Origin of the sequence: Kineococcus lubricus, assembly GCF_050871965.1 — a bacterium.
Classification (GTDB): domain Bacteria; phylum Actinomycetota; class Actinomycetes; order Actinomycetales; family Kineococcaceae; genus Kineococcus.
Genome location: NZ_JBJLSK010000002.1, coordinates 47,266 through 74,108, shown reverse-complemented (window position 1 = coordinate 74,108; position 26,843 = coordinate 47,266). Strand labels below are relative to the sequence as shown.

Genomic DNA, 26,843 nt, shown 5'->3' with positions numbered 1-26,843 from the left:
CCGTGGGTCCCGTCCTCCTCGTCCTCGGTTCGTGCACCTCCCTGCAGGTCGGTGCGGCGCTCGCCGTCCAGCTGTTCGCCCTCGGCGGCAGCACCGGCACGACGTTCCTGCGGCTGGCGCTGGCCGCGCTGGTGCTGCTCGTCGTCGTCCGGCCCCGCCTGCGCGGGTGGACGGGTGTGCAGTGGCGCGCCGCGGCGGCGCTGGGGGTGAGCCTGGGTGCGATGAACGGCTTCTTCTACGCCGCCCTGTCCCGCATCGACCTCGGGACGGCGGTGACCATCGAGTTCCTCGGGCCGCTGGCGCTGTCGGCCGTCCTGAGCCGTCGGGCCCGGGACCTGCTGTGGGTGGCGCTCGCGCTCGGCGGCGTCGTGCTGCTGGGGGTGGCGGGGGAGCACCACGGCGGCTCCCTGGACCCGCTGGGGGTGGGGTTCGCGCTGCTGGCCGGTGCCTGCTGGGCCGCGTACATCCTCACCAGCGCGCGCGTCGGCCGGCTCGTGCCCGGGCACGGCGGCCTGGTCGTCGCCACCGCGGTCGGTGCGCTGGCGCTGCTGCCGCTGGGCGCCGCCGGGGCGCTGCGGGCGGTGCAGGCCCCGCACGGGGCGTGGCTGGCGCTGGGGACCGCCGTGCTGGCCTCCGTCATCCCGTACTCCCTGGAGCTCGCGGCGCTGCGGCGGCTGCCGCAGCGGACGTTCGGGGTCCTGCTCAGCCTCGAACCCGTCATCGCCTCCCTGGCCGGGTGGGCGCTGCTGGGGCAGTCGATGACGCCGCTCGGCGGGGCCGGGGTGGTGCTGGTGGTCCTGGCCAGCGCCGGGGCGACGGCCGCGGCGGCCCGGTCGCGTGACGCGGGGTCAGCGCGCGAACCCGAACGGGTGAACCTGACGACCCCGGCGGGGTGACCGCGCGGGGTGCCGGTGGCGCCGGGTGAGGACTGCCCACCCGATCGGGCTACAGGAACGGCCCCGGACAGCCGAGGCATGGGGGGAGCACCAACGCCCCCCATCGCCTCGAACGTCCGGAGGACTCCGTGGACACCGCCCCCGCCCGCACCGCCCGCCGCCCCCGCCGCCACCGCCTGCTGGGCGTGGCCGCCGCCGTCGGTGCGGTGGCGAGCGTCGTGGCCGGGACCGGTGCGGCGCAGGCCGACGGCCCGGCCCTGACCGGCGACGGCGGCCAGGCGTGGCGGTCCTACGAGCTCGTCAACGCCGCCCGCACGCAGGCCGGTCTGCCCGCGCTGGGCCTGACCGACGAGGCGAACCGCGTCGCGACCGACTGGGCGTTCCGGATGGCCGGTGACGCGCAGCTCAAGCACAACCCCGACCTGTCCCGGCAGCTCCAGGGCTGGTCCCTGATCGCCGAGAACGTCGGCGTGGGCGCCGACGCCGACCAGCTCCAGGGCGCGTTCATGGCCTCCCCCGGGCACCGCGCGAACATCCTGCGCCCGGAGGTCGGCGTCGTCGGTCTCGGCGCCGTCCGCTCGCAGGACGGCCGCGTCTGGATCGTGCAGGTCTTCGAGCAGCCGAACGGCCCGGTCGCCGGTTTCCACCCCGCCCCGGCCCCCCTCGCCCAGCCCGCCGCGCTGCCGGTCGCCGCGCAGCCGCTGCCCGCTCCGGGGTTCGCCGCCGCGCCCACGATCGAGCGGGACCTGCGCGACCTGTCCTGACCCGACTCCCGACCCGGCCCCTCACCGGGCCCGCAGGAACTCCCGGTAGTCGTCCAGGACGCCGTCGGCCAGCAGGTGCCGGGGGCGGAACACGGCCGTCAGCACGCCCAGCACGTCGGAGTCCTCCACGCCGGTCCGCGCCATCGAGTGCGCGGCGTCGTACCGGCGCACGGTGACGTCGGCGCCGAGGATCCGCCGGTAGGTGCGTTCGGTCTCGTCGACGTCCACGTTCTCGTCGTGCTCGCCGAGGTCGAGCAGGACGGGCAGGTGCCGGCCGGCCATCGCCTCCAGGTCGGCGGTCGCGTCGGAGCGGAAGTTCCTCAGCACGAAACCCCAGCGGTCGGCGGCCATCGGGTCGGGGTCGCCGGACTCGGCGACGTAGCGGGCGTGGTCGGCGCCCTGCGCCAGCAGTTCCCGGGTGCGGTCGCTGACGGCGACGTCCCCGCCGGTGGCCAGCAGGTTGAACCGGCCCTGCCGCAACCAGTTCACGGCGGGGCTGACGGCGACGACGGCGGTGACCTCCGGCCGGGTCGCGGCGACCCGCGGCAGCACCCACCCGGCCTGGCTGGCCCCCCACAGCACGACCGGCCCGTCGGTGATCCGCTGCGCCGCAGCCCAGTCCAGGACGGCGCCGACCTCCTGCGCGCGGTCTTCCATGCTCTGGTCCAGCCAGTTCCCGCTGGAGCCGCCCACGCCGGGTTTGCTCCACGACAGCGTCGCGAAACCGGCGTCGGCGGCGGCTTCGAACCACGGCCGGTACAGGCCGTCGTGGGTGGCGTCGACGGGGCCGTCGCCGTGCACGACCACCACGAGACCGCGGGGTTCGGCCTCGGGGCGGGCCAGGACGGCGTCGAGGGTCCCCGCGGCGACGGGGATCTCCCGGTGTTCCTCGTGGTGTCGGAAGTCCCAGCCCACCGCGGCGGCGCCGGCCAGGGCCAGCGCGACGGCCACGACCAGCAGCAGGGCGACGATCCCTCGACGTTTCTTTACTCGCACGTTCGTACACTAGACGATATGTTGTCGTCCGTGGAGATCACCCGCGGGTTCACCGCACCGGAACGCGACCACGTCGCCGCGCTGTACTGGGAGGCGTTCGGCCGCAAGCTCCGCCCCGCCTTCCGCGACGCCGACACCGGCCGCGCCGAGGTCGCCGCCTCGCTGCGCCCCGGCAACGTCCTCGTCGCCCGCCGGGACGGGCGCGTCGTCGGCGTCTGCGGCTTCCGCAGCGGGGGAGCCGGAGCCGTCTCCGGCGGCGGCACCCGCGCCCGCCTCGGTCTGCTCGGCGCCCTGCGCGCCGCCCTCGTCCTGGCCCCGCTGCGCCGCGGCGACGTCCCCGGCGTCCTCGTCCTCGACGGCCTGTGCGTCGACGCCGGCCACCGCTCGGCCGGCATCGGCTCCGCGCTGCTGACCGCCGCCGACGCCCTCGCCCGCGACCTGGGCCTGCGCGCCGTGCAGCTCACCGTCGTCGACACCAACCCCCGCGCCGAAGCCCTCTACCGCCGCCGCGGCTACACCGAGGTCGGGCACGGCGACCTCGGCCCGCTCGCCGGCGTCTACGGTTTCGACCGGTACCGCACGTTGCGGCGCCCCGTCGACGCCCCCTCACCGGCCAGGAGGCCCGCGTGATCCCGTCCCCCCGCACGGTCGTCGAGGCGTTCTGCTCCGCCGGGCGCACCCCCCTCGGCGTCGTCTACGACACCGCCAACGCCGCCGGCCTGCCCGACCAGCCCGTCCGCCTCGCGATCCGCCGCCTCGTCGCCGCCGGTGACGTCGTCCAGGACGGCCGCGGCCGCGCCGGCACCCTCACCCTCACCGCCGCCGGCCGCGCCCGCCTCGGCCGCGACCGGCTCGCCGTGGACCTCGCCCTGGCCCAGGACGCCGGGCTCGCCCCGTGGGACCGGACCTGGCGACTGCTCGCCGTCAGCGTCGAGGAACCCGCCCGCGCCGTACGGGACACGTTGCGCCGCAGGCTGATCGCCGTCGGTGCCGCGCCCGTCTCCACCGGCCTGTACGTCAGCCCGCACGACCTCGCCGGCCTCGTCGAGGCCACCGACCACCGACACCTCGTGCTCGCCACCGCCACCGCGCTGCGGGTCCACGGCCACGACGACCCGCGCCGCATCGCGGAGGACCTGTGGCCGGCCCGTCCCGTCGACGAGCGCTACGACGCCCTCGCCGACCTCCTCGACGCCCCCGCCCACCCCGACCCCCTCGTGCAGCAGCTCCGCCTCGCCGAAGGGCTCGAACGCGCCCTGCGCGAGGACCCGCTGCTGCCGCCGGAACTGCGCCCCGGCCGCTGGCGCCCCGCGGACCTGCGCCGCCGCTGGGCCGCCGCGTGGGCCGCGCTCGCCGGCGAGCTCGGCGAGCGCGGGCTGCACCGGGACTGAACCCCGACCGTCAGGGCTGGTCCTGCGCCGCGGTCGCCGCCACCAGCGCGTTGGCGTGGCCGTGACCGAGGCCGTGCTCCTCCTCGAGCCAGCTCACCAGCTCCACGTGCCGGGCTCCGGGGTGCTGGCCGCGGCGCTCGCGCAGCAGCTGCTGCCAGTGCGCGATCGGGTGCCCGTACTTCGCCTCGATGGAGGGGAAGTAGGACGCCGGTCCCTTCACGGTCTGAGCCACGAGGTCCTCCTGCGGTGGGTGGGTGGTGCCGTCGACGGTCGGACCGCCCGGAGCCCGCGAACTCATCGCCGGCTCACCGGTCCCCGAAGGTCACGCCGAACCAGGCCCGGGCCAGCGCGGACCAGGTGGGCGTGGGCGGCGGCGGCAGGAACGCGAAGAAGGCGGCCACGTTCCCGAAGCGGTGCAGCAGGGTCCACGCCAGCAGCCGGCGGCTCAGGTCCTCGTCGAGCCCGGCCGCCTCGCAGCCGTAGGCGGTCAGCGCCTCCCGCAGGACGGTGGGGTCGCCGCCGGCCATGAACACCGCGACCGCGACGAGGTCGTACTCGGCGTGACCGCGCATCGCCGGTTCGAAGTCGCACACCCCGGACAGCGACCACCGCCCGTCCGCGTCCGGCGCCGCGAGCAGGTTCGCGGGCATGACCTCGGTGTGCAGCAGCACCCGCGGCCCGGGCGGCAGGGGCGTCCGGTCGAGGAAACCGTCGACCTGCTCCAGCCACGGTCGCGGCAGGCCCCACCGGCCGTGGCGCTCGCGCGCGGTGGCCCGCTGGTCGTCCACGAAGGCCCCCCAGTCCTGCGGCCACCAGTCCTCGACCGCCGGCGGGTCCACCTGGTGCAGCGCCCGGCACAGGGCACCGGCCTGCCCCGCCAGCCGCCGGCGGTCCCGGCGGGCCAGGTCCGCCCACACCGTGGACAGGTCCTGCCCCGGGAGCCGGTCCATCAGGACGTAGCGCCAGTCGTCGTGGGTGCCGTCGGCGTGCACGGCGGGACTCGGGACGGGCAGCCGCCCGGTCACCGCCCGCAGCGCCGCGGCCTCCACGCGGGCCCCGCCCGCGTCGGGGGGCGGGAAGAGCTTGAGGACGAGGCGGTCGTCGGCGTAGACGGGCAGCGACCCGTTCGGCAGCCGCCGCAACCGCTCCGGGCGCAGGCCCAGCGTCCGGGCGAGGGCGTCGACGCCGGGGCGCAGCACCGCCTCGTCGCCGACGACGGCGCGGGAGGCGTCCTCGTCCGCCACCGCGGGCAGTCGGTCCGGGAGGGCCACACCCCGAGCCTGCCGGGCGGGGCGCACCCCGACCACGGGTTTTCCCGCCCGGTCCCGCGCGCGGCATCAGCCGTACTGGTGCAGCACCGTCTCCGTGGGGGTGCACCCGGCCCAGTCGACGTCGTCCAGCGTGTCCGACGACGGCGGCTCCCCGACCATCCCGCCCCCCTCGACGCTCTCGCCGACCTTCCCCAGCAGGCGACCGGACTCGCTGCGGACCTCACCGGCCTCGACGTCGTAGGTGCTGCCCCTGGGCCACACGATCAGCGCGTCACCGTCGAGCAGGCACCACGGCTCGGCCGGCTCCTCGGGCAGGGACACGGTGATCGAGCCGGCGTTGGCGGGGCTGGAACGGTGACGGGTGCCGTCGGTGACGAGGGAGGAACCGTCGTCGCGGGGACCGGAGCAGGCGGCGACCAGCAGCCCGGCGGCGGCCGCGGTCAGGACAGCTGCGCGCGCGCTGGGCCTGCGACCGGTGGACACGCCTCCACCGTACGGCGGACGGGCGAGGGCGGGGCACTTCCCGTCGAAGCTGCGCGCTGACGAGCCGTGGACACCGCTCCCGCTACGGTCCTACCCGTGCCTGGACCTGCTGTGCTGCGGCCCTACGACCCCACCTGGCCCGGGCGCGCAGCTCGGTTGCTGACCGCGGTCGAACGCGCGGTGGAGCCGCTGGGCGTGGCGCAGTCGTTCGAGCACATCGGCTCCACCTCCGTGCCGGGCCTGACGGCCAAGGCGTACGTCGACCTCCAGGTCCTCGTCGGCGAACTGCCGCCGCCGGAACTCCTGGACCCGGCGCTGGCCGCGGCCGGTTTCGTCCCCACGACCGGAGCACGGCCCGACTCACCGGGCGTCCACCGCGACGTCCCCCGCGGCTCCGAGCAGGTCCCCGACGAGGTCTGGCGCGAACGGCTGTTCGTCCACGACGTCGACGGGCCGGGAGCCGCGATCCTGCACGTCCGGCTCGCCGCCTCACCCTGGGGCCGCCACACCCTCTGGTTCCGCGACTGGCTGCGCGCCCACCCCGACGCCCGCGACCGCTACGCCTCCTTCAAGGCCCGGGTGGCGGCGGACCACGCCGGCGACGCCGACCACGACGACCACACCCGCGCGAAGACCGGGTTCTTCGACGAGGTGCAGGAGCAGTTCGAGGCCTGGGGCCGCCGCCGCGCGAGATGACCGCGAGGTCGCTCCGGTGGTCAGGTGACCGGTGTGCCCTGGTGGTACACCACCTGCCAGTTCCGCCCGCTGCGCCGCCAGACCGTCACCCGCCGCGTCACCCGCTGCTCCTGGCGCAGCACGTAGGTCAGCAGGTAGGTGTCCGGGCCGAGCCGCCGGCAGTGGAAGCACGACGTCTCCCACGGGTCCTCGCCGCCGGCGGCGTAGCGTTCCAGCAGGGTTTCCCGGACGTGGGAGCGGCTGTAGCGGCGGCCCGAGGCGCCGACCTCGAAGAAGCCGGGGCTCATCTGCTCCTCGAGGTCCTCGGCGCTGGTCCCCAGCTCGGGCCGGTGGAAGAGGGGCTCGCGCGCCTGGAGTTCTCCCAGGACGTGGAGCAGGTCGGGGTCGGTGGGCGCGTCGGGATCCAGGCTGGCCACGAACCCCATGATCCTCGCGCTGCCGGCGGTGGGGGGAGGGTTCCGGTGCCGTCGAGTGGTCACCTGGTGCCCGCAGCAGGTGAACCGTTCAGGGAGTGGTGCAGCCGGGCTGTCGCAGCGGGCGCAGGCACCACGGGGAGCTCACCCACGCCGCTGCGGAGGCGACAGCTCCGGCCAGGACAGCCCACCCGAGCAGGTGCGTTCCCGGGGAGGAGCTCCACGCCGTCGCCACGCCGATCAGGACCCCGCTGCACAGCGCCGGCACCGCCCGCGCCAGCACGGCGTGCCGGTGGACCAGGTGCACGGCCAGGCAGCCCCCGACGGCGCCGCTGACCACGCCGAGGACGGCGCCGAGCAGCGCGCCGAACCCGCCGCCGTAGAACGCGGCGGCGCCGGTGGAGAACCCTTCACCGCCCAGCAGGGCCGAGGTCCCGCTGACGGCGCCCCCGACCGCGCCGAGCACCGTGCCGACGATCGTGGTGCGGACGGTGCCGGCCCAGCGGCGGCGGTACTCGTCTGCGGTCATCGATGACCTCCCTGGTTCGGAACCGTCGGTGGTCGATCCGCACGGGATGGACGCAGGGATCATCGTGTCACCGGGGGACGGTGGCGGAGGGAACGGAACACTGTCGTCATGACCGCGACCCGGCTGCCCGATCACTCCGACGGCTCGGGGAGCCCGGCCGCTCCCGGGAGCGCGGACGCCTTCGGGGCCGGAGCGGTGCGGGTGTGGCGGCGTCTGGCCGGTGCCGGGGTCGTGGCGCTGCTCGCCCTGGCGTTCGGGCTGCTGAGCACCGGGGACGACGGGACCGACCGCGACGGCGCCTGGTGGGCCCTGGTCGTGGTGGTCACCACGTACGTGGGGGCGGTGCTGTCGTGGTGGATCACCGGCACCGCGCGAGGGGCGGTGCTGGTGGCCCGCCACGCCGCGGCGGGCGCGGTGCTGGGTGTGGTGCTGGCTGCGGTGCTCACCGGCTGGTTCTCCGAGGGGGTGGGGATCTTCGTCGTGTTCGCGCTGATCGGGGTGCCGGCGGGGGCACTGGTGGCCGCGGTGGCCGCGGGCGCGGGGCTGGTCGTTCCGCGGCGGGTCGCGCCGGTGGTGGCGGCGGCCGGTGCCGTCGCGGTCGCGGGATCGGCGTTCGTCACGTTCCGCCCGGAACCGCCGTACGACCTGTTCGCGGTGGACGCCACGCCGGGAGTGGCCGCGGCCGGTGGGGCGGCGGGGCTGGCTCAGCGCACCGCGGAGACGGTGGAGCAGGCCGGGGGTGGTGGGGACCTGACGGCCGCCGTGGTGTGGGAGGAACTCGGCAGGGTGTCCGAGGACCTGGGCCAGGCGGGTCAGCACCTGAGGTTCACCCCGGTGGAGGACCTGCCGGTCGCGAAGGCCACCGGGCAGCGGACGCGACTGATCACGGTGCGGGTGCGCGGGCAGGAGGCGGCGTGCGTCGTGGTCGACCCCGCCGTCGCCCGCGTGGTGGACGGGGCGTGTGAGGATCTCGACCTGGTGCGTTGAACGCTGCTGCACCGCCCGGCGGTGGGGGAACGGCTCAGGTGGGGCCGGGGTAGCCGATCCGCGCGACGTCCTCCGCCAGGTCCACCAGTCGCCGATCGGGGTTGAGCCGGCGCACCAGTTCCTCGCTCAGCGGCCGCAGGGCCAGGACGTGCCCGACGTCCCGCGGATCCACCTCGACCTCGTGGATCTCCTCCAGGCGGGCGGCGTGGGATGCGTCGTCGCCTTCGAGTTCGGCGAACAGCCAGTCCGAGCCGTCCGGGGTGTCCGCGGCGACGGAACTGCGCAGCTGCACCGGGTGCCAGTCCTCGTCGTCGTGCAGTCGCCAGCACGCCACGGTCACCAGGGGCAGGCCGTCGCCGGTGAAGGCCGGTTCCGCCGCGGCCGGGCGCAGCGGTCCGGGCACCGCGGCCAGCCAGTCGAGGTCGTGCTCGTCGCCCCACGGGCTCATGGGGCTCTCGTGGTCGAAACCGCGCAGCCACACCCCGGCCGGGGTGGAGGTCATCGACCAGGCGTTGCCGCTGCCGTCGTCCATCGAGGCCAGTTCCTCGTCCGCGGCCCAGCGGGTGTCGACGTCGAAGGTCCGGCTGTCCGGGTCCTCGATCAGCACGGCGTCCAGCACCGCCAGACCCCGGGCGCGGGCGCGCAGCGTCTCGGGGTCGGGGAGTCGTCGCGCCAGCCGCACCGCACCGTCCGGCAGCCCGGCCGGCGGGCCGGCGGGGGCGTCTCGTCGCCACGGGGGCCATCTCACCGCGCCAGCATGCCCGAGCCCCGCACGCCCGGGAGGGTTCACGCGGGGAGTTCCTCCCGCCGTGGGGCGTCCGCTGCCACGATCAGCCCGTGGACGTCTTCGAGGAGATCGCCGACGAGCGGCGGGCCCTGGCCGCGCAGCTCGCCGGCCTGACCCCGCAGCAGCGGACCGCGAGGAGCCTGTGCCGGGCCTGGACCGTCCACGACGTCCTCGCCCACCTGGTCGTGCCCCTGGAGGTGAGCGCCCCCCGGTTCGTGCTGGCCGTGCTCGCCGCCGGCGGGAGGTTCGACCGGGCCAACGAGCGGGTGACCCGGCGCCTGGCGCGACGCCCCTTCGACGAACTCGTGCAGGTCCTGGCCCGCGGGGCCGGTTCCCGGTTCACCCCACCGGGGGCGGGTCCCGAGGCGCCGCTGGTCGACGTGCTGGTCCACGGCCTCGACATCCGCCGGCCGCTGGGCCTGCACCGCGACGTCCCCGCACCACGGCTGCGGGAGGCGCTGGGGTTCCTGGTGACCGCTCCGGCGGGACTGGTCCCCCGGGGCGCGTTGACGGGTCTGCGCCTCGAAGCCGACGACGTCGGCTTCGCCCACGGCAGCGGGCCGGTGGTCCGCGGCACCGCTCAGGAACTGCTGCTGGCCACCACCGGGCGGGGTGCGGTGCTGGACTCCCTCAGCGGTGACGGCGTCCCCGTCCTGCGCCACCGGATCGCGCCGGGCTGAGGACGCCGGGCTGGGCGGATCGGCTCGGTGCCGGGGCGGGGCCGGGGCGGTGCGGACCCGCCGTGCCGCGTCGCCCACGGGTCCTCACCGTCGGCGTCGGCAGCGCGCGCCGGGGACTGGGCTGTAGGCACTGCGCCACCGTGGCGCGCCTCCACCAGCCAGGCGGGAGGCGTCACGGCCCGGGTTGGACCCACAGCTCTCGCAGGTTCCGTCACCGCTCCTGCAGCGGCGGGAACCGCCTGCGGAGCGCGTGGACCTCGTGTTCCGCCGTGAACGACGAGGAGACCACCCGTGTCCCAGAACCCCGAACCTCAAGCCCCGCTGCCCGCCGCGCCGAGCACGCCGACCCCGCCGCCGCCGGGGGAGCTGATGGACCCGCAGGCGGCGTTCGCCGAGCTGAGCACCCTGGTGGTGGGGGAGACCCCGCTGAGCCAGGTCCTCGCCCGGGTGGCGCAGCTCGCCCAGGAGTGCGTGCCCGGCGCGGAGGAGGTGTCGGTGACCCTGCTGGAGAACGACCGGGCCCGCTCGGCCGCCTTCACCGGTTCCCTGGCCGCCAGCCTGGACGAGCGGCAGTACGAGGGCGGTTTCGGCCCGTGCATCGACGCCGCCCAGACCGGGCAGGTCGTGCGGGTCGACGACACCGCCGCCGAGGACGTCTACCCCGACTTCGCCGCGGTCGCGGCCCGTCAGGGCGTGCGCAGCTCCGTCTCGGTGGGCATGCCGATGCCGCAGCGCATCCTGGGCGGCATCAACGTCTACCGCTTCGACACCGGCGTCCTGGACGAGGACGCGGTGAACACGCTGCAGACGTTCGCCGCCTACGCCGCGGTCGCGCTGGCCAACCACTCCCTCTACGCCTCCTCGATGGCGCTGAGCGCGAACCTGCAGCTCGCGATGCAGTCGCGGGCGGTGATCGAGCAGGCCAAGGGGGTGCTGGTGGCGAGCCTGCACTGCACCCCGGAGGAGGCGTTCTCGCACCTGGCCCGGCAGTCCCAGCACGCCAACCGCAAGCTGCGGGACATCGCGGCGGAGATCGTCGCGCGCGCCGGCCGGGGCTGAACCCCGTCAGCGCAGGCGTCGCCGGCGGCGCTGCTCCACGTACGCCTCCAGGTTCTCCCGGTAGTGGTCGGCGACGGCCTGGGCGGCCGCCTCGCTGCGGTACCCGTCGTCCACCCGGATCGTCACGTAGACCTCCCACGCCCCGTCGCTGCGCCGCCCGAGCCGGACCTCGGTCCACTCGTCGTCCAGGTGCGGCAGCAGCATCAGCTCGGGGAAGTTGCCCGGGTTGGCGAGCAGGTCGTCCGACATGACCTCAGCGTGGACCCTCGACCGGCCCGTCGGCGACAGGGACACGACTGCTCACCGCGGCCCGCCGCGCTCGACGAGCCCGAACTCGTACGCGGCGATGACCGCCTGGACGCGGTCGCGCAGCCCCAGCTTGGCCAGGACGTTCCCGACGTGCGTCTTCACGGTGGTCGCGGACAGCACGAGGCGCTCGGCGGTCTCGGCGTTCGACAGCCCCTCGGCGATGCAGCGCAGGACGTCCAGCTCGCGGGGGGTCAACGACCGCAGCCGCGGGTCCAGGCCGTCGGGACGCGGTCCGTCGGCGGCGGTCGGGAAGTGCGGGGCGAACAGGTCGAGCATGCGCCGCACCACCCGGGGCGCCACGACGGAACTGCCCGCGGCGACGGTGCGGATCGCCCCCACGAGCTCGCCGGGTTCGGCGCTCTTGACGAGGAACCCGCTGGCCCCGGCCCGCAGCGCGGCGAAGGCGTACTCGTCGACGTCGAACGTGGTCAGGACCAGCACCTTCGAGGCGGGGTGCTCGGCGGTGATGCGGCCGGTGGCCTCGATGCCGTCCACCCCCGGCATCCGGATGTCCATGAGGACGACGTCCGGGGCCAGCGCGCGGACCTGCTCCAGCGCGACGGCCCCGTCGGAGGCCTCCCCGACGACCTCCAGGTCCGGCTCGGACTCGATGACCAGCCGGAAACCCATGCGCAGCAACGCCTGGTCGTCCACGAGCAGCACGGTCGTCACGCGCGGCCCCCCTCGTCCCCGTCCCCGGCGGGCAGCACCACCCGCACCCGCCAGCCGCCGCCGTCGCCGGGCCCGGCCTCGACGTGGCCGCCGAGCAGGCCGGCCCGCTCGCGCATCCCGACCAGACCGCGGTGGGCCCCGCCGCCGCTGCCCGCGCGGGTGCCGCCGGCGTCGACGACCTCGACCTCCACGACGGTCCCGGTGCGGCGCAGCGCCACTCCCGCCGCCGGGGTGCCCGGCGCGTGCCGCAGCACGTTCGTCAGGCCCTCGGACACGATGCGCACCACGGCCAGGCGCAGCGCGGTGTCCGGCGGCAGCGGCGTGTCCAGGCCGCTGGTCGTCAACGGCAGCCCGGCGGCCCGGAAGCGGTCGACGACCGCGCGCAGGTCCGTCTCCGTCGGCGCCGCCGGCCCGCCCGCCGCGGTGTCCTCCGCGCCCAGCGTCCCCAGGACGCCGCGCATGTCCTGCAACGCCTCCCGGCCCGTCCGGGACAACTCGGCCAGGGCCCGGCGGGAGGCGTCGGGGGCGCGGTCCAGGGCCGAGGCCGCCCCGTCGGACAGGGCCACCATCACCGACACGCTGTGCGCGACGACGTCGTGCACCTCCCGCGCGATCCGGGCCCGCTCGGCCGACCGGGCCAGGGCCGCGCTCGCGTCGCGCTCGCGGGCCAGCGCCGCGTACCGCTCGGCGAGGTCGTGCTCGTGCCGGCGGCGGGCCCGCACCCCGGCGCCGGTCACCCCGCCCAGCACGAGCAGCGTCAGCAGCAGCAGCACCGTCCACGACCGGCGCCCCCCGGAGGCGTCGAGCTCGGTCGGCTGCCGGACCGGGCCGTCGCGGCGCGGGACCTCGTCGCTCCACAGCAGGACCTCGGCGAGACCGACGTCCTGCCACCACCACACGGCGACGGTCACCACGACCAGGACGGACGCGCCGGTCAGCCACGCGGTGCGGGTGCCGTGCCGGGCGGCCACGGCCCGCAGCGCCCACGCCAGGCAGAGACCCAGGACCCCCAGGACACCGGCCACCCGCAGCGACAGGACCGCCAGCACGGTCAGCACCGCCGTCACCGCCAGCGGCCGCCACCGCCGCGCGACCAGGACCACCGCCCCCAGCACCGCCCCGGCCAGCCACGCCGGCACCAGCACGTCGTGCACGGGGGCACCGGGCAGGGACAGGCCCAGGGCCGCGACCCCCCGCAGCGTCTCCGAGGCCAGGGCCGCGGTGGCGACCCCCAGCAGCAGCACCACCGGGACCGGCGCCGCGGGCGCCACCCACGGGTGGGCAGCCAGGAACCGGCCGACGGCGGTCCGCCGCTGCACGGGCGGGGCCGTGGAGCCCGGCGGGCCACCCGCGCGCGACGTGGTCACGACCCCACTGTCCCACCGCTCAGGTGACGTCACGGCGGCACAACCGGTACCCGGCGAGCAGGAGCGTCCCGGCGCACCACGCGGCCAGGACCAGCCCGCCGCCGCCGGCGCCCAGGTCCGGGCCGGGCCCGGCGGCCAGCGCCGCGAGCCCGGAGTCGTCGGCGACCAGGCGCCCCCCGCTGCCCGGCAGCGCGGCCCGGACGGTGTCCGCGACCCGGCCCGGGTTCGCCGCCAGGAACCCGTCGGCCACCACGAGCAGCACCACCCCCGTCGTCAGCGCCGCCGCCGGCCGCCGCAGCAGCGCCCCCAGCCCCAGCCCCAGCACCGCCACCCCCGTCAGCAGCAGCACGTACCCGGCCGCCGCGCGCAGCGCCCCCGCGTCGGCGGCGCCCCACGCCGGGCCCAGCCCGGCCGTCACCAGCACCGACGCGCCGAACGCGACGGCCCCCGTCGCCAGCGCGACGGCCGCCGTCACCACCACCTGCGCCACCAGCACCGGCCACCGGCGCGGCACCGCCGCGAACGTCGTCAGGGCCGTCCCCGTGCTGAACTCCCCGGCCCCCACCAGCACCCCCAGGACCAGCACCCCCAGCTGGGCGGGCACGCTCCCCGACCCCACCACGGCGACCCCCGCACCCCCCGCCCCCGCGAACAGCGCCGACACCGCCGTCAGCGTCACCGCCGCGGCGACCGTCCCGGTCACCAGCCACCCCGGCCACGGCAGCCCCGCGAGCTTCGTCCACTCCCCGGCCAGCACCCGCGACGGCGCCACCACCCGCGGGCCCGCCTCAGACCAGGTCACGACGGCGCAACCGGTGCGCGGCCACCGCCAGCGGCACCGCCACCCAGACCGCCAGGACCAGCGCCGACCCCGCCCACCCCAGGTCCGGCGCGCCGTCCAGCCCGCCCCCGCCGGGGAGCACCAGCGCCGACCCCGCCTCCACCGGCGTGAACGTCGTCACCGTGTTCACCAGCGCCGTCGACGCCGGCACGTCGCCGGGGGCCAGCCCCACCGGCGGGCCCGCCGCGAAGTCCACCACCAGGGACAGCAGCAGCGGCAGGACCAGCAGCACCCCGAACGCCGTGACCAGCGCCGGCACCGGCCGCCGCAGCAGCGCCCCCAGCGCCAGGCCCAGCAGCGCCGTCCCCACCAGGTACCCGGCCGACCCCAGCAGCACCTGCGCGGTCCCCCCGCCCAGCAGGTCGGGCGTCACGTCCCGCGACGCCGCCGCCGGCAGGATCCCCAGCACCGCCGCCCCCACCGTCGCCACCGACACCGCCAGCACGAAACCCGCCGTCACGACGGCCTGCGCGGCCAGCACCGGCCACCGCCGCGGCACCGCCGCGAACGTCGAGCGGAACGTGCCCGTGCTGAACTCCCCGGCACCCACCAGGACCCCCAGGACCAGCGGCCCGATGAAGCTCAACGGCAACGCGTCCGTCAGGTTCCGCGTCGGCACGAACCCCGGGTCGCCCGACGCGGCGCTCGCGAACAGGTGCGTCAGGCCCCCCGTCACCACCACCGTGACGACCGCGACGGCGATCGAGGACCGCAGACCCAGGAGTTTCGTCCACTCCGCGGCCACGACCCGCCCGAACGCCGGGTTCACCGCGCACCCCCCGCCCGGAACTCCACCGAACCGGCCGTGAGTTCCAGGTACGCCTCCTCCAGGGAAACTTCCTCGGCCGCCAGTTCCAGGACCGTCACCCCCGCCCGGCTCGCCGCCGAACCCACGCCCTCCACGCTCGTCCCGCGCACCAGCAGCGCACCGTCCCGCTGCGGGTCGACGTCCGCCCCGGCCCGCCGCAACGCCTCCGCGAGGACGTCCGGCCCCGTCGTGCGCACCCGCACCCGGCCGGCGCTCGCGGACCGCTGCAGGAGTTCGGCGACCGGGGCGTCGGCCAGCAACCGGCCGCGGCCGACGACCACGACCCGGTCGGCGCACAGCGCGAGCTCGTGCATGAGGTGGGAGGACAGGAACACCGTGCGGCCCTGCGCGGCCAGGTCCCGCACCAGCCCGCGCACCCACAGCACCCCGTCGGGGTCGAGGCCGTTGACCGGTTCGTCGAGCACCAGCGTGCCGGGGTCGCCCAGGAGCGCGCCCGCGATCCCGAGCCGCTGCCCCATGCCGAGCGAGAAACCCTTCACCCGGCGGCCGGCGACCTCGTCCAGCCCGGTCATCCCGATGACCTCGTCGACCCGTGAACGCGGGATGCCGTGGGTGCGGGCCAGCGCCAGCAGGTGGCGGAAGGCGGTGCGGCCCGGGTGCACCGACCGGGCGTCGAGCATCGCGCCGAGCGCGTGCAGCGGCGCGGGCAGGTCGGCGTACCGGCGGCCGTCGACGGTGACCGTCCCGGCCGTGGGGCGTTCCAGCCCCAGGACCAGGCGCATGGTCGTGGACTTCCCCGCGCCGTTGGGGCCCAGGAACCCCGTCACCTGCCCGGGTTGCGCGGTGAACGACAACCCGTCCACGGCCGTCGTCGCCCCGTAGCGCTTCGTCAGGCCCTCCGCCGTGATCATGCGTCCTCCTCGTGCGCCGTGACGGCCTCGTGGCCCGTCGCCGTCGACGCTAGGGACGCGCGCGCCGCGCCATCACCTGCGCGAGGACGAGACGGGGACCGGCCGGGCCTCCTCCTCGAGGAGGAGGGCGGGTGGGCCGGCGGCCCACCGCGGCGGGGTGGACGCGAACCCCGAACCCCGTGACCGGGACCTCCCGCCCGACGTCAGCGGAGGTGCCGGCCGCTCCCACGGCCTCTACGGTGTGAGCATGGTTGACCGATCGTGACCGCAGCGGACGTGGCCCGGGCCGACGAGGTCGTCGCCGAGGCCGGGACCTCCGCCGGCGACGGTCCACCGACCGACCCCACCCCCGATCACCGGCCGGTCCCGAGGCCCGGACGCACCGCTCGCCGCCGGACCGGGCTCCTGCCGTGACGGAGCCACCGCGGTGACGGGCCCCGCACCCGCGGGCCGGCCGGTCCGCCGGGGGATCCGCCTCCCGGGACCGGTGGGTTTCGTGATGGGTGGAGGGGGCAGTCGCGGCGCCGTCCAGGTCGGCATGGTCTCGGCCCTGCACGAGCACCACGTCCGCCCCGACCAGATCACCGGGACCTCGGTCGGGGCGTTGAACGGAGCGGTCCTGGCCGCTCACCCCGACGAGGGTCCCGCGCTGCTCGCCTCGATGTGGAGGGACCTGACCCGGGACAGCGTGTTCCCCGGCAGCCTCCTCGGGGCCGTGCTGCGGCTGGGCCGTTCGCGCACGCACGCCGTCAGCTCCAAGGCTCTGGAGGCCCTGGTCCTGAGCACCTTGAACGCGGACACCTTCGAGGGCCTGGGGACGCCGCTGGCGGTCCTGGCCCTGGACCTGGCCACGGGGGACGAGCACGTGCTGGACTCCGGCCCGCTGGTCCCGGCGTTGCTGGCCTCGGCGGCGATCCCGGGCGTCTTCCCCGCCGTCCACGTCGGGGGCAGGACCCTCGTGGACGGCGGCGTGGTGGCCAACGTGCCGGTCAGGCACGCGGCCGCACGCGGGGCCGGCTCGCTGGTGGTCCTCGACGCGACCGTCCCAGCGCCCGTGGCGCCCGGGGGCCTCAGCATCAGCAGCATCCTGGCCCGGGTGGCCCAGGTCCAGCTGCGCGCTCAGCTCACCGCCGCCCTACCGGCCGTGGCGGCCCGCATCCCCGTGGTGTGCCTCCCCGCGCCGGGTGCCCGACGCGTCAACCCGACCTCCTTCGACGAGACCGCGGCACTGGTGCACGACGCTCGCGAACGCGCCGACGCCTTCCTCGCGCAGCTGCACGTCGACGGCCCGGGCGTCTACGGGGAACCGTTCGGCCGCTACGTCGCCGGATCGGCCAACGCCCCCGCCGCTCCCGTGCTCGGCGCGTGAAGGAGTGCCGCCTCGGTGGGGTCAGCGTCCCGGTCGCAGCGGGGAGGGGCGGCACCGCCCCGACGATCCCGGCACCACCCCCGGGCCCGTGGGCGCGATCAGGTCGTGAGCCGGTGGATGCCGAGGTCGGTGCGCCCCGGCGCGAGGTCGGCGCGCAACGTGCGGGTCCCGCGGTAGTCGCCGTCGCGCAGGCGGCGGAACGGGCGGACCGTCTCGGTGTCGAGGGTGCGCAGCCTCCGCGTCAGCCGCTCGACCTCGCGGTCGACGCCCTCGGCCCCGAGGGTGTCGGCGTCGTGGACGACGTGCAGGTCGAGGGTCTCGACGCCGACGTACCAGAGCACGCCGTGGGTGAGGGGGAACAGCAGGGACTCCAGGTCCCCGCTGATGCCGCGCGGCCCGATGGAGCGCTCGTCCTCGCCGGCGGTCACGACCACGAGCGCCCGGCGCCCGCCGAGGCCGCCGTCGCCGTACCGCCGCGGCACGCCGAGGTCGGGGTCGAGGTCGCCGAAGGCGAAACCGCCGGTGAGGACGCGGTCGAACCAGCCCTTGAGGATGGCCGGGGGCCCGTACCACCACAGCGGGAACTGCAGGACGAGCAGTTCGGCCCGGGCGAGCTCCGCCTGTTCCCGGACCACGTCGTCCGGCAGTTCCCCGCGGGCGTGCGCCTCGCCGAGGAGTTCGGCGAGGTTCCCGGGCCGGTCGCCGCCGGGGCCGAGGTCGCGCGGGTGCAGGACGGGGTCGAAACCCTGGGCGTACAGGTCGGAGGTCGCCACGTCGCGGTGGGCGGACAGGGCCCGAACGCCTTCCCGGAAGAGGCGGCCGTTGAGGGAGGTGGGGCTGGGGTGGGCGTGCACCCACAGGGCCGTCCCCGGGGTCGGCGGGTGCGCGATGGGCGCGCGGGGGTCGGTGCTGGCGTTCACGGGTCCATCCCACGCGGCGGCGCTGGACGGATCCATGAGTGGGACGCCGGTGGACCTTCGTGATCGTCTAACGTCGTGGGGTGGACGCGTTCAGCGACCTGTTGCGGGGCGTGCGGGCGCACGGCTCGCTGTTCGGCAGCACGACGCTGACCCCGCCGTGGTCCCTGCACTTCGTGGACGGGGCCCCGCTGACCCTGGCCACCGTGGTGCGCGGCGGGGGCTGGGTCGTGCCCGAGCACGAGCCGCCGGTGCGGCTCGGCGCGCACGACACGGTGCTGGTGCGCGGCCCGGGGACCTTCACCTTCGTCGACGAGGTCGGCACGGCGGCGGTCCCGGTGGAGTGCGGGGTGGAGTGCGCGACGCCGGAACTGGGCGGGACCCGGCACCGGCTGGGCTGGTACGACCCCGGTGGGCCCGGCGCGGGCGAGGACGGGTCGACGGTCTTCGTCGTCGGCGCCTACCCGGTGCGGGGGGAGATCAGCCGCCGGCTGGTGGAGGCGCTGCCGGTCGTGCTGCGGGTGGACGCCGGCGGGGCGCTGGACCCCGTGCTCGGTCACCTCGCCGACGAGATCGCCGTGGACGCCCCCGGTCAGCAGATCGTCCTGGACCGCCTGCTGGACTGGATGCTCGTCACCACCCTGCGCGAGTTCTTCGACCGTCCCGGCGGCCGGGCGCCGGCCTGGTGGGCGGCCCAGCACGACCCGGTGGCGGGCACGGCGCTGCAACTGCTGCACACCGATCCCGCCGCGCCGTGGACGGTCGCCGCGCTGGCCCGGCGCGCGGGGGTCTCGCGCGCCACGCTGGCCAAGCGGTTCAGCGACCTGGTCGGCGAACCGCCGCTGACCTACCTCACGAACTGGCGGATGGCGCTGGCCGCGGACCTGCTCCTGGAACGCCCGGGGGCGACCGTCGCCGAGGTCGCCCGCGCCGTGGGGTACGTCGACCCCTTCGGTTTCAGCACGGCGTTCAAGCGGGTCCGCGGGATCAGCCCGAGCGGGTTCCGGCGCGCGGCGGCCACCGCCCCGGGTTCCGCGGCGGTCGGCTGACGGGCGCCCTGGACACCACGGCCTCGCCGCCCGGGTCGGTGCGGCGCCGGTGCCGATCGAGGTCACCTCCCGGGCCCTGCACCACGAGCACCTCTTCGACGGTCTCGGCGTCGACGTCCTGGGCCGGGGGAGTCCCGGCTGACCGCGTCCCGGCGACCACCGGCCGTAGCCGGACCGCACCGCGGTCCTACGCTGCCGGGGTGGACGACGAGGAGTTCTTCGCCGGGTTGACGCGCCGCCTGCGCGAGCACGTCGACCCCGACGTGCAGTACGTCGACGGCGCTTTCGTGCTGCACCGCTGGGACTTCGTCACCGACGTCTCCCCGGCCGGTACCGTCCTGGACCCACCCCTGCGGTTCCACGTGACCCCCGGGCAACTGGGCACCGTCTGCCGCGGCCTGGCCACCGACGCCGTCAGCGCCTTCGGGGGAGCACCGGTGCAGGCCGCGCTGAACCTGCTCCTGACCCACCTGGAGGAGGCCCTCGAGGTGGGTTTCGACCGGGACCCGACCCGCCGGCACGTGCTGGCCGAGCCCTACCTCGCCTTCGTCTCCGACCCCGCCGTGCCTGACGAACCGTTGCCGGCGCCCGACGTCGTGACCCGTCCGGGCGGAGAACGGGGCGTGTACGCCTTCGCGCCGCTGTCCGGCGCGACGCACCCGCCCCGGGCGGCGCCGCCCGCCGGCAGCGACCCGGCCCCGGTCACCTCCCCCGGGCAGGGCGAGGGCCCCGGCTGAGCGCCGCCTCGCGCGGTCCGACGGTCACACGGGGAACCGCACGCCGGTGAGTTCCTCCGAGACGGCCCACAGCCGCCGCTGGACCGCGAGGTCGTAGGACTGCGGGCTGGAGGTGACCACGCGCGGGTACCCGCGGACCTCGCCGCGACCGCCGGGGCCGTAGTACTGCCCGCCCAGGACGGCCGGGTCGGTCGCGGCCCGCAGCGTCGGCAGGGCGCCCATCGCGGCCGGTTGCGCGAGGAACGGGGCCAGCCGGTCCATCGGGGCGCGGACCGCGGCCGGGGAGTTGCGCACGAGCTCGGTGTTCGACACCCCGGGGTGCGCGGCCGCGGCGACGGTGCCCGCGCCGTGCGCCGCGAGCCGGCGTTGCAGCTCGTAGGTGAACATCAGGTTGGCGAGCTTGGACTGCCCGTAGGCGCCGGCCCGGGAGTACGAGCGTTCCCAGTTCAGGTCGTCGAAGTGGATCGCGGCGCGGATGCGGTGACCGACGCTGCTGACCGTCACCACGCGCGAGCCGGGTACGGGCAGCAGCGCGTCCAGCAGCAGGCCCGTGAGGGCGAAGTGGCCGAGGTGGTTGGTGCCGAACTGCCGCTCGAAACCGTCGCGGGTCGTCTGCTTCGGGGTGTACATGACCCCGGCGTTGTTGACGAGCAGGTCGATGCGCGGGTGCGTCGCGCGCAGGGCGGCCGCCGCGTCGCGGACCGAGGCGAGCGAGGTGAGGTCGAGCTGCTGCACGGTGACGTCCCCGGGCAGGCGGGCCGCGGCCCGCCTGCCCCTGTCGAGGTCGCGCACGGCGAGGACCACCGTGGCGCCGCGCGCGGCGAGGACCTCGGCGGTGGCGAAGCCCAGCCCGGTGTTGGCGCCGGTGACGACCGCGACGCGGCCGTGCTGGTCCGGGACGTCGCGGGCGGTCCAGTTCGTGCTCATGTCGTCCTCCTGAAGAGACCATCGGTCTGTTGTGGGGACGACGCTAAGAGACCGTCGGTCCGCTGTCAAGAGACCGCCGGTCTGAAAGTGCTAGGGTCCCGGCGTGACGTTCCAGCGGGCCCGCAGCCCCGAGCAGCGCGAGATCCGGCGCCGGGCGATCCTCGACACCGCGGCCGCCATGCTCGAGGAGATGCCCGTCGCCGACGTGAGCCTCAACGAGCTCAGCCGCCGCGTCGGCCTGGCGAAGTCGAACGTGCTGCGCTACTTCGACTCCCGCGAGGGCGTCCTCCTGGAGCTCATGGACTCCGTGCTGCGGGACTGGCTCGCCCAGCTCGCCGGGGAACTCGCCGCCGGCGTCGACCCCGGCCTGCCGCTGGTGCCGCGCGCCGAGCAGCTGTCCGCGGTGCTCGCCCGGTCCCTGGCGGGCCGGCGGGTGCTGTGCGAGCTGGTGGGGGCGCAGGGCGGCGTCCTGGAGCACAACGTCACCGCCGAGGTCGTCCGGCGGCACAAGCGCACCGTCCTGGCCCACCTCGGCGTCCTGGCCGACCTGCTGCGCCGGTACGTGCCCGAGCTCGGTGCCGCCGCCGAGACCTCCGGCTTCCAGACGATGGTCCTGGCCGGCGCCCTGGCGCCCTACAGCTCCCCGCCGCCCGGGGTGCTCGCCGCCTACGAGGCCGAACCGGAGCTCGCCGTCCTGCACCGGGAGCTGGAGGACTCCCTGCGGCTGGCGATCCGCACCGTGCTCCTGGGCGCCGTCCCGCGCGAGTGACCGCGGGTGCGCGATGATCGGTGCGTGAGCGAGATCCCGGGGGGGTGGGTCACCGCGGTCAGCCGCGACGGGGAACACCGGTTCAGCAAGGACGTCACCGCGGGCATCACCCTGCTGGCCGGGCTCGGCGTCGAGGGCGACGCCCACGCCGGGGTCACCGTCCAGCACCGCTCCCGGGTGGCCGCCGACCCGTACCGGCCGAACCTGCGCCAGGTGCACCTCCTCCACGGCGAACTGCACGACGAACTGCGCGAGCGGGGTTTCGCGGTGGGCCCGGGCCGGCTGGGCGAGAACGTCACCACGCGCGGCCTGGACCTGCTCGGCCTGCCGCGCGGCACCCGGCTGCACCTGGGGGAGCGGGCCGTCGTCGAGGTCACCGGCTTGCGCAACCCCTGCGCGCAGATCGACGCCTTCCAGCCCGGCCTGCTCGAGGCGGTCGTCTCCCGCGGCGCCGACGGCGCGACCGTGCGCAAGGCCGGGATCATGGGCGTCGTCCTCAGCGGGGGGCCGGTGCGGGCCGGTGACCGCGTCGAGGTCGAGGTCCCGCCGCGCCCCTGGGAAGCCCTGGAACGCGTCTGAACGGCACCGGCCACCGGGGACGGTTCAGCCCGCGGTGTCCCCGGCGGACCTCAGCGCGTCGCGCACCACGGGGTAGAGGTCGCCCCAGCACCGGACGATCCTCCCGCCGGCGAAGCGGTACACCACGAGTTCCTGGACGCTGATCGTGCGGCCGGTGGGGGCGATGCCGCTGAAGGTCCCGGTGTGCGTTCCCCGGCCGACCAGGCGCGCGCACAGCGTGTCCCCCTGCACCACCTTCTCCTGCAGCTCCCAGCGGTAGTCGGGGAAACCCCTGATCACCGCCGCGACGCCCTCGACGTACGCGGCCAGGCCGTCGACGGGTCCGGAACCGCTGACGTCGTCGGCGACGAACTCGCCGAGGTCCTCGACGCGGTGGTCGTTGCAGCAGGCCAGGTACCGCTCGTAGACGGCGGTCACGTCCTGGGGTTCGGGTTCCACGGGGTGATGCGACCACAGGTGCGGTGCCGGCGCCCGGTCAGGTGGTGGGGACGGTCCCGCCGTCGACGGTGGTCTCCTCGCCCGTGATCGACGCCCCGGCGGTGTTCCGCGACGAGGCGCGCGTCCCCCTCGAACGCCTCCTCGGTGCCGGTTCGCGACGGTGATCGCGCCGGGGCCCGCGGTGCCGGGGTCGCTGGTGAGCCTGTGGCTGGTGCGGTCGAACTCCGCGCTCGTCACCGGCGGCGTCGGCCGGTGAGTTCCCCGTCGTCCGCCCGGCGGGGTCAGCGGGCCGGGCGCAGCCGCAGCGTCCGCCGCCACTCGCGCACCGCGACGGAGGTGAACAGCAGCAGCCCGCCGACGCGCCAGGCCAGGCCCCAGCCGGCCCCCTCGATGAGGGCCTGGTCGGCCACCGTCCAGCACCAGGAGGCGGCGAGCGCCGTGCACAGCCACGCCGCGCCCCGGGCCCGTCCCCGGCGGGCGGCGGGGGAGCCGTCGGTCAGCCGCAGCGCGTACTCCTCGGCGGTCCCGAACTCCTCGGCGGGGTGCGCGGCGCCGCTGTCGGCCCAGAAGGAGCGGGTCTCCTGGACGTGGCGCGCGACCTCCCGGCGGGTCAGGGAGTACCGCCCGCGCAGCAGGCCCGCGAGGTCGTCGAACCACTGCTGCGGGGTGGGGTCGGCGAGGTCGGGGCGCGGGGTGCGGTGCGGCCACCGGAACCCGACGGCCAGCGCGAGGGCTCCGGCGGCGGGGACGAGGGCGGTGGGCACGACGGCGAGGGCGGGCCGGTCCTGCAGGGGCGAGGCGACGACCAGCACCCCGACGAGGACGGCGGCACCGGCGCGCCACCAGGCCCAGCCGCGCCGCAGCCGCCCGGCCCGGCGTTCCCGCAGGCCCCGGTGGGCGCCGGTGCCGAGGGCGACGGCGGCGGCGTAGACCGCCAGGCCCCAGGCGGTGACGGGCAGGGACCAGCCGTGGCGGGCGAGCAGGGTCAGGCCGAGCAGCAGGGTGGCCCAGCCGAGGGCGAGGAACCAGGTCGGCCACCGGTCCCGCGGGGAGGCGCCGTCGGGGTCGGCGGCGGCCCGGTCGGCCTCCGGCAGCCGTTCCCGGGCCGCGTCGGCGGCGTACCGGTCGGCGTCGCCGAACAGTTCCCCGGCGGGGCGCCGCGCTTCGAGGCACGCCTGGTGCGCGTCGGCGAGGACGTCGTCGGCGAGGTCGCCGGGGACGCCTTCGCGGGCGACGAGCCGCCACAGCGCGCGGTCGGCCCAGGCCTGGTCCTCGGGGGTGGGCCAGCGTCGGTCGAGGGCACTGCTCACGTCGTCCTCCTCGGGGGGGTCGTCCGGTCGTCCGCGCCGAGGACGGCGTCGACGGCGGCGGCGAACGGTCGCCACTGCCGGCGCAGTTCTCCCAGGCGGGTCAGGCCGGCGGGGGTGAGGCTGAACACCTTGCGCCCGGGGCCGCCCTGGCCCTCCTGCCACGCGGAGGTGAGCGCGCCCTCCTGCTCCAGCCGGTTCAGCACGGGGTAGAGCGCGCCGCCCTTGACCGGGCCGATGCCGGCGGCCTGCAACTGCTGGGCGACGGCGTAGCCGTGGGCGCTGCCGCGTTCGAGCACCCCCAGGGCGCAGGCGGCGAGGACGCCGCGTTGCCACTCGGGCGCGGTCGAAGTGTCGGGCACCCGCTCATCATGCCATCGACTAGTCGGAAAATCTACTAGTGGGGTGGCACCCCCCGGGAACGACAGCGCGCCGCCGCCCCCGGGGGGACGACGGCGCGCGGGAGGACGAACCTCAGGACAGGTGCTGCTCGGTCAGCCAGCCGTACGGGGCGGCGATCGCCTCGGCCGCCGCCGGCCCCCAGGTACCCGGCTCGTACGGGTGCAGCTCGGGACGGCGGTCCAGCATCGGCGCCGCGACCCGCCACGCGTCCCGCAGGCCGTTCGAGGTGGTGAACAGGGCGCGGTCGCCGATGAGGACGTCCCGCAGCAGCGCCGCGTACGGCGGCAGCGGTTCGGCGTTCGGCAGCTCCGCCAGGTCCAGGTACAGCTTCCCCGGCACCAGGTCGTCGGACACGCCCGGACGGCGGGCGGTCACCCCGGCGAACACGGAACCGTTGCCCGACAACGTGAACGTCAGCGTCTCCGGCGCCGCCCCGTCGTCCTTCTGCGGGGAGTTCGACGGCCGCTTGAACACCAGCGTCACGTGCTGGTGGGACTCGGCCAGCTTCTTGCCGGTGCGCAGGACGAACGGCACCCCGCTCCAGCGCTCGGTGTCGACCCACACCCGCGCCGCGACGAACGTGTCCGTCGTGGAACCCTCGCGGACGTCCTTGATCTCCTGGTACCCGCTGCCCTGGCCGAGGATGACCTCGTCGGGGTCGATCGGGCGGAACTTCGCCAGGACGTCCTCGCGGGCCTTGGCCAGCGCCTCGGAGGTCCAGTCCGCGGGCGGGTCCAGCGCCACCTCGGCCGCGACCTGCAGGAGGTGGGTGACCAGCATGTCGAGGGTCGCGCCGGTCTCGTCGTAGAACGTGGCGCGCTCGTCGACGCCCAGGACCTCCGGCACGTCGATCTGCACCTGCGCGACGTGCTCGTTGGACCACAACTGCTCGATCATCCGGTTCGCGAACCGCAGGACGTGCAGCTGCTGGGTCGCCTCCTTGCCCAGGAAGTGGTCGATGCGGAACACCTGCTGCTCGTCGAACACCGACAGGACCAGCCGGTCCAGCTCCTCGAACGACTGCGGCGAGGTCCCGTACGGCTTCTCGTAGACGACGCGGGTGCCCTCGGCCAGACCGTGCGCGGCGATGGCCTTCGTGTAGTCCTCGAACGTCGACGGCGGCAGCGCGAGGTAGTGGACGACCTGCGCGTCGTCCCCGACCTCCTCCTTCGCCGCGGCGATCGCGTCGAGGAGCTCACCGGGGTCGTCGGCGCTGAAACCGCCCCCGGCGAACCGCAGGCCCGGCAGGATCGAGGCGATGACCTCGTCGGTCACGCCGTTCTTGCCGCGGGCGAACTCCTCCAGCCCGGCGCGGACGTGGTCGCGGTACCGGTCGTCGGGGGTGGCGCGGCGACCGGAACCGATGAGGACCCACCGTTCGGGCAGCAGGTCCGCCGCGGCCAGCGCCGCGAAGCCCGGCATGACCAGGCGCTTGGCGAGGTCACCGCTGGCGCCGTACACCACGAAGACGGTGGGGCCGGCACTCGTGGTGGCGCCCAGCGCGTTGTTCATGTCGTCTCCAACTCAGGGGGACTCGGGGGGACTCGGGGGGAGGTGCGGGGTCGGCACCCGCGCCTACGCTAGCCGAGTGACGAACGCGTCCCCCTGGGTGCACCGCCTCGGTCTCGGGCTGGCCGCCGCCGGCCGTCCCGCCTACCTCACCCCCGGTCGCGACGGGGACCTCCCGCCGTCACGGTCCGTCGACGACCTCGAGGCGCGCTGCCACGAACTGCTCGACGCGGCGTGGGCGGCCGGCGTCCGGTACGTCGACGTCGCCCGCTCCTACGGCCACGCCGAACGCTTCCTCGGCAGCTGGCTCGCCGCGCACCCCGGCCGCCGGGAACAGCTCACCGTCGGGTCCAAGTGGGGCTACGAGTACGTCGGCGGGTGGTCGCTGGACGCGCCCGTCCACGAGCGCAAGGACCACTCCCTCGCCGCCTTCGAACGGCAGTGGCCGCAGACGCTGGAAGCCCTCGGCGGCCCCCCGGACGTCTACCTCGTCCACTCCGTGACCCCCGACAGCGGTGCCCTGGACGACACCGCCCTGCTGGGCGCGCTGCGCGCCCTCGCCGCCGACGGGGTCCGGGTGGGCCTGTCCACGAGCGGCCCGGCCCAGGGCGCGGTGCTGGAACGGGCCCTGCGCGCCGACACCCCGTTCAGCGTCGTGCAGTCCACGTGGAACCTGCTGGAACGCTCCGTCGGGCCGGTGCTCGCCCAGGCCCACGACGAGGGCTGGCTCGTCGTGGTGAAGGAGGGCGTCGCCAACGGCCGGCTCACCGCGGCCGGGGCCGACCCGGCGATCGCGGCGCTGGCGGCCGTCGAGGGGCAGACGGTGGACGCCTTCGCCCTCGGGGCGGTGCTGCGGCAGCCGTTCGCCGACGTCGTCCTCAGCGGCGCGGTGACGACCGGCCAGCTGGCGCAGAACCTCGCCGCGCGGCCCCCCGCCGTCGTGCCCGACGGCGCGGCCGAACCGCCCGCCGCGTACTGGTCGACGCGCAGCGCGCTGCCCTGGACCTGAGCGCCCGGTC

General features: G+C 76.1%; 33 protein-coding genes. 14 read left to right on the top strand and 19 right to left on the bottom strand.

Annotated features, from left to right (window positions below; all coding sequences use genetic code 11):
• The first annotated feature begins 2 nt into the window (after positions 1–2).
• A complete protein-coding gene (locus ACRYRX_RS01645; RefSeq protein WP_432510049.1) occupies positions 3–896 on the top strand; it encodes an EamA family transporter in 894 nt (297 codons plus the stop codon).
• Between the two features lie 128 nt (positions 897–1,024).
• On the top strand, positions 1,025–1,660 hold the full coding sequence (locus ACRYRX_RS01640) for a CAP domain-containing protein (protein ID WP_432510048.1): 636 nt from the start codon (positions 1,025–1,027) through the stop codon (positions 1,658–1,660).
• Between the two features lie 21 nt (positions 1,661–1,681).
• Here ACRYRX_RS01640 and ACRYRX_RS01635 read toward each other — a convergent pair whose 3' ends face one another.
• Positions 1,682–2,656 (bottom strand): alpha/beta hydrolase family protein, encoded by a 975-nt coding sequence (locus ACRYRX_RS01635; RefSeq protein ID WP_432510047.1) that lies wholly within the window; start codon positions 2,654–2,656, stop codon positions 1,682–1,684.
• 18 nt (positions 2,657–2,674) lie between these two features.
• On the opposite strand from ACRYRX_RS01635, the gene ACRYRX_RS01630 reads away from it, so the two are divergent.
• Together ACRYRX_RS01630 and ACRYRX_RS01625 are read left to right on the top strand one after the other, a co-directional pair.
• Positions 2,675–3,286, top strand: a complete 612-nt coding sequence (locus ACRYRX_RS01630) for a GNAT family N-acetyltransferase (RefSeq protein ID WP_432510046.1) — start codon at positions 2,675–2,677, stop codon at positions 3,284–3,286.
• A complete protein-coding gene (locus ACRYRX_RS01625) occupies positions 3,283–4,047 on the top strand; it encodes a PaaX family transcriptional regulator (RefSeq protein WP_432510045.1) in 765 nt (254 codons plus the stop codon). Before ACRYRX_RS01630 ends, ACRYRX_RS01625 begins: the two co-directional genes overlap by 4 nt.
• 10 nt (positions 4,048–4,057) lie before the next feature.
• Here the strand turns inward: ACRYRX_RS01625 and ACRYRX_RS01620 are convergent, their stop codons facing one another.
• From ACRYRX_RS01620 to ACRYRX_RS01610, 3 genes are all read right to left on the bottom strand, one after another.
• Positions 4,058–4,279, bottom strand: coding sequence for a DUF4287 domain-containing protein (locus tag ACRYRX_RS01620; protein WP_432510044.1), 222 nt, complete (start codon positions 4,277–4,279; stop codon positions 4,058–4,060).
• A 73-nt stretch (positions 4,280–4,352) separates the two neighbouring features.
• Positions 4,353–5,318 carry a phosphotransferase family protein gene (locus ACRYRX_RS01615; protein ID WP_432510043.1) on the bottom strand — a complete coding sequence of 322 codons (966 nt, stop codon included), beginning with the start codon at positions 5,316–5,318 and terminating at the stop codon, positions 4,353–4,355.
• Positions 5,319–5,384: 66 nt separating this feature from the next.
• Positions 5,385–5,801, bottom strand: coding sequence for a hypothetical protein (locus tag ACRYRX_RS01610; RefSeq protein ID WP_432510042.1), 417 nt, complete (start codon positions 5,799–5,801; stop codon positions 5,385–5,387).
• Positions 5,802–5,897: 96 nt separating this feature from the next.
• On the opposite strand from ACRYRX_RS01610, the gene ACRYRX_RS01605 reads away from it, so the two are divergent.
• Entirely contained in the window at positions 5,898–6,497 is a 600-nt protein-coding gene (locus ACRYRX_RS01605) for a GrpB family protein (RefSeq protein ID WP_432510041.1), read from the top strand.
• A gap of 20 nt (positions 6,498–6,517) precedes the next feature.
• Here ACRYRX_RS01605 and ACRYRX_RS01600 read toward each other — a convergent pair whose 3' ends face one another.
• Complete coding sequence (locus ACRYRX_RS01600; protein WP_432510246.1) at positions 6,518–6,904, bottom strand: nuclear transport factor 2 family protein; 387 nt, start codon at positions 6,902–6,904, stop codon at positions 6,518–6,520.
• A 97-nt stretch (positions 6,905–7,001) separates the two neighbouring features.
• Positions 7,002–7,439 (bottom strand): hypothetical protein, encoded by a 438-nt coding sequence (locus tag ACRYRX_RS01595; protein ID WP_432510040.1) that lies wholly within the window; start codon positions 7,437–7,439, stop codon positions 7,002–7,004.
• Between the two features lie 108 nt (positions 7,440–7,547).
• On the opposite strand from ACRYRX_RS01595, the gene ACRYRX_RS01590 reads away from it, so the two are divergent.
• A complete protein-coding gene (locus ACRYRX_RS01590; RefSeq protein WP_432510039.1) occupies positions 7,548–8,426 on the top strand; it encodes a hypothetical protein in 879 nt (292 codons plus the stop codon).
• Between the two features lie 34 nt (positions 8,427–8,460).
• Here ACRYRX_RS01590 and ACRYRX_RS01585 read toward each other — a convergent pair whose 3' ends face one another.
• A complete protein-coding gene (locus ACRYRX_RS01585; protein WP_432510038.1) occupies positions 8,461–9,174 on the bottom strand; it encodes a hypothetical protein in 714 nt (237 codons plus the stop codon).
• A gap of 89 nt (positions 9,175–9,263) precedes the next feature.
• On the opposite strand from ACRYRX_RS01585, the gene ACRYRX_RS01580 reads away from it, so the two are divergent.
• Positions 9,264–9,893, top strand: coding sequence for a maleylpyruvate isomerase family mycothiol-dependent enzyme (locus ACRYRX_RS01580; RefSeq protein ID WP_432510037.1), 630 nt, complete (start codon positions 9,264–9,266; stop codon positions 9,891–9,893).
• Between the two features lie 291 nt (positions 9,894–10,184).
• A complete protein-coding gene (locus tag ACRYRX_RS01575; RefSeq protein ID WP_432510036.1) occupies positions 10,185–10,952 on the top strand; it encodes an ANTAR domain-containing protein in 768 nt (255 codons plus the stop codon).
• A 6-nt stretch (positions 10,953–10,958) separates the two neighbouring features.
• On the opposite strand, the gene ACRYRX_RS01570 is transcribed toward ACRYRX_RS01575, so the two are convergent.
• From ACRYRX_RS01570 to ACRYRX_RS01545, 6 genes are read right to left on the bottom strand one after another with little or no spacing between them, the layout of a single operon-like run.
• Positions 10,959–11,201 (bottom strand): hypothetical protein, encoded by a 243-nt coding sequence (locus ACRYRX_RS01570; protein WP_432510035.1) that lies wholly within the window; start codon positions 11,199–11,201, stop codon positions 10,959–10,961.
• Positions 11,202–11,252: 51 nt separating this feature from the next.
• Positions 11,253–11,933: a response regulator gene (locus tag ACRYRX_RS01565; RefSeq protein ID WP_432510034.1), complete on the bottom strand. Its 681-nt coding sequence runs from the start codon at positions 11,931–11,933 to the stop codon at positions 11,253–11,255.
• Positions 11,930–13,300: a sensor histidine kinase gene (locus tag ACRYRX_RS01560; protein ID WP_432510033.1), complete on the bottom strand. Its 1,371-nt coding sequence runs from the start codon at positions 13,298–13,300 to the stop codon at positions 11,930–11,932. Before ACRYRX_RS01560 ends, ACRYRX_RS01565 begins: the two co-directional genes overlap by 4 nt.
• Positions 13,301–13,319: 19 nt before the next feature.
• Entirely contained in the window at positions 13,320–14,102 is a 783-nt protein-coding gene (locus tag ACRYRX_RS01555) for a hypothetical protein (protein ID WP_432510032.1), read from the bottom strand.
• Positions 14,089–14,910, bottom strand: a complete 822-nt coding sequence (locus ACRYRX_RS01550) for a hypothetical protein (RefSeq protein ID WP_432510031.1) — start codon at positions 14,908–14,910, stop codon at positions 14,089–14,091. The genes ACRYRX_RS01555 and ACRYRX_RS01550 overlap by 14 nt, the downstream gene beginning before the upstream one ends.
• The gene (locus tag ACRYRX_RS01545) at positions 14,907–15,821 is read right to left on the bottom strand and encodes an ATP-binding cassette domain-containing protein (protein ID WP_432510030.1); all 915 of its coding nucleotides are present in this window, start codon (positions 15,819–15,821) and stop codon (positions 14,907–14,909) included. The genes ACRYRX_RS01550 and ACRYRX_RS01545 overlap by 4 nt, the downstream gene beginning before the upstream one ends.
• Before the next feature lie 499 nt (positions 15,822–16,320).
• Here ACRYRX_RS01545 and ACRYRX_RS01540 point away from each other — a divergent pair, with 499 nt between their 5' ends.
• Positions 16,321–17,190, top strand: coding sequence for a patatin-like phospholipase family protein (locus ACRYRX_RS01540; protein WP_432510245.1), 870 nt, complete (start codon positions 16,321–16,323; stop codon positions 17,188–17,190).
• 98 nt (positions 17,191–17,288) lie between these two features.
• Here the strand turns inward: ACRYRX_RS01540 and ACRYRX_RS01535 are convergent, their stop codons facing one another.
• Positions 17,289–18,110, bottom strand: a complete 822-nt coding sequence (locus ACRYRX_RS01535; RefSeq protein WP_432510029.1) for an NAD(P)H-dependent oxidoreductase — start codon at positions 18,108–18,110, stop codon at positions 17,289–17,291.
• Positions 18,111–18,190: 80 nt separating this feature from the next.
• Between ACRYRX_RS01535 and ACRYRX_RS01530 the strand changes: the two genes are divergently transcribed.
• Positions 18,191–19,156, top strand: coding sequence for a cupin domain-containing protein (locus ACRYRX_RS01530; RefSeq protein WP_432510028.1), 966 nt, complete (start codon positions 18,191–18,193; stop codon positions 19,154–19,156).
• A gap of 200 nt (positions 19,157–19,356) precedes the next feature.
• Complete coding sequence (locus tag ACRYRX_RS01525; protein WP_432510027.1) at positions 19,357–19,893, top strand: hypothetical protein; 537 nt, start codon at positions 19,357–19,359, stop codon at positions 19,891–19,893.
• Positions 19,894–19,917: 24 nt separating this feature from the next.
• On the opposite strand, the gene ACRYRX_RS01520 is transcribed toward ACRYRX_RS01525, so the two are convergent.
• A complete protein-coding gene (locus tag ACRYRX_RS01520; RefSeq protein ID WP_432510026.1) occupies positions 19,918–20,820 on the bottom strand; it encodes an SDR family NAD(P)-dependent oxidoreductase in 903 nt (300 codons plus the stop codon).
• Positions 20,821–20,923: 103 nt separating this feature from the next.
• On the opposite strand from ACRYRX_RS01520, the gene ACRYRX_RS01515 reads away from it, so the two are divergent.
• Entirely contained in the window at positions 20,924–21,589 is a 666-nt protein-coding gene (locus ACRYRX_RS01515) for a TetR/AcrR family transcriptional regulator (protein WP_432510025.1), read from the top strand.
• A gap of 24 nt (positions 21,590–21,613) precedes the next feature.
• Positions 21,614–22,168 carry an MOSC domain-containing protein gene (locus ACRYRX_RS01510; protein WP_432510024.1) on the top strand — a complete coding sequence of 185 codons (555 nt, stop codon included), beginning with the start codon at positions 21,614–21,616 and terminating at the stop codon, positions 22,166–22,168.
• A 24-nt stretch (positions 22,169–22,192) separates the two neighbouring features.
• Here ACRYRX_RS01510 and ACRYRX_RS01505 read toward each other — a convergent pair whose 3' ends face one another.
• From ACRYRX_RS01505 to ACRYRX_RS01490, 4 genes are all read right to left on the bottom strand, one after another.
• The gene (locus ACRYRX_RS01505) at positions 22,193–22,606 is read right to left on the bottom strand and encodes an ester cyclase (RefSeq protein WP_432510023.1); all 414 of its coding nucleotides are present in this window, start codon (positions 22,604–22,606) and stop codon (positions 22,193–22,195) included.
• A 281-nt stretch (positions 22,607–22,887) separates the two neighbouring features.
• Positions 22,888–23,916 (bottom strand): hypothetical protein, encoded by a 1,029-nt coding sequence (locus ACRYRX_RS01500; protein WP_432510022.1) that lies wholly within the window; start codon positions 23,914–23,916, stop codon positions 22,888–22,890.
• Positions 23,913–24,275, bottom strand: a complete 363-nt coding sequence (locus ACRYRX_RS01495) for a PadR family transcriptional regulator (RefSeq protein WP_432510021.1) — start codon at positions 24,273–24,275, stop codon at positions 23,913–23,915. The genes ACRYRX_RS01500 and ACRYRX_RS01495 overlap by 4 nt, the downstream gene beginning before the upstream one ends.
• A 112-nt stretch (positions 24,276–24,387) precedes the next feature.
• A complete protein-coding gene (locus ACRYRX_RS01490; RefSeq protein WP_432510020.1) occupies positions 24,388–25,827 on the bottom strand; it encodes a glucose-6-phosphate dehydrogenase in 1,440 nt (479 codons plus the stop codon).
• 97 nt (positions 25,828–25,924) lie between these two features.
• On the opposite strand from ACRYRX_RS01490, the gene ACRYRX_RS01485 reads away from it, so the two are divergent.
• A complete protein-coding gene (locus tag ACRYRX_RS01485) occupies positions 25,925–26,833 on the top strand; it encodes an aldo/keto reductase (protein ID WP_432510243.1) in 909 nt (302 codons plus the stop codon).
• The last annotated feature ends 10 nt before the right edge of the window (positions 26,834–26,843 follow it).

Excerpts from the sequence above, each read along its gene's own strand:
- ACRYRX_RS01520 (WP_432510026.1), bottom strand. The coding sequence starts at position 20,820 with ATGAGCACGAACTGGACCGCCCGCGACGTCCCGGACCAGCACGGCCGC.
- ACRYRX_RS01590 (WP_432510039.1), top strand. The coding sequence starts at position 7,548 with ATGACCGCGACCCGGCTGCCCGATCACTCCGACGGCTCGGGGAGCCCG.
- ACRYRX_RS01570 (WP_432510035.1), bottom strand. The coding sequence starts at position 11,201 with ATGTCGGACGACCTGCTCGCCAACCCGGGCAACTTCCCCGAGCTGATG.
- ACRYRX_RS01490 (WP_432510020.1), bottom strand. The coding sequence starts at position 25,827 with ATGAACAACGCGCTGGGCGCCACCACGAGTGCCGGCCCCACCGTCTTC.
- ACRYRX_RS01595 (WP_432510040.1), bottom strand. The coding sequence starts at position 7,439 with ATGACCGCAGACGAGTACCGCCGCCGCTGGGCCGGCACCGTCCGCACC.
- ACRYRX_RS01630 (WP_432510046.1), top strand. The coding sequence starts at position 2,675 with ATGTTGTCGTCCGTGGAGATCACCCGCGGGTTCACCGCACCGGAACGC.
- ACRYRX_RS01540 (WP_432510245.1), top strand. The coding sequence starts at position 16,321 with ATGGGTGGAGGGGGCAGTCGCGGCGCCGTCCAGGTCGGCATGGTCTCG.
- ACRYRX_RS01545 (WP_432510030.1), bottom strand. The coding sequence starts at position 15,821 with ATGATCACGGCGGAGGGCCTGACGAAGCGCTACGGGGCGACGACGGCC.